The following is a 326-nucleotide window of genomic DNA, read 5'->3' as shown; positions in this document are numbered from 1 at the left end:
AGGTCCTTCGCGGCCCGGGTGAGTGCGGGAGCCAACTGTGGTTCCACGTCGTCGAAGCGGCGCACCGCCACGGCCTTGGCCAGTTCGATCAGGGTGCTGGGGGCGGCGTGCACACCGGCCGGGCCGAGGTCGGTGGCCGTCTTCTGGATCATGTTCGCGTGGGCCGTCAGCAGGCGCATCTCGGCCGAGTCCGCCGACCCGATGACAGTCCGGTTCCCGAGTAGGCGTCTGAGCGTCGCGGAGGGCAGGAAAAGGAACTGCGCCGTGGTGTGCGGCGCCGTCTCGAAGGGCATCCGCCGCCCGAAGTGCCGGAAAAGGAACTGCCC

Annotated in this window: 1 pseudogene; it reads right to left on the bottom strand. The window is 69.6% G+C overall.

Features of this window, described 5'->3' with window-relative positions:
* Nucleotides 1-326: pseudogene (locus OP79_RS56715) on the bottom strand (helix-turn-helix domain-containing protein); the annotation flags it as partial.

Source organism: Streptomyces yerevanensis (assembly GCF_000716805.1).
GTDB classification, from domain to species: Bacteria; Actinomycetota; Actinomycetes; order Streptomycetales; family Streptomycetaceae; genus Streptomyces; species Streptomyces flaveus.
Note: the sequence above shows the minus strand (reverse complement) of the source record. Positions and strands in the feature narration are given on the sequence as shown.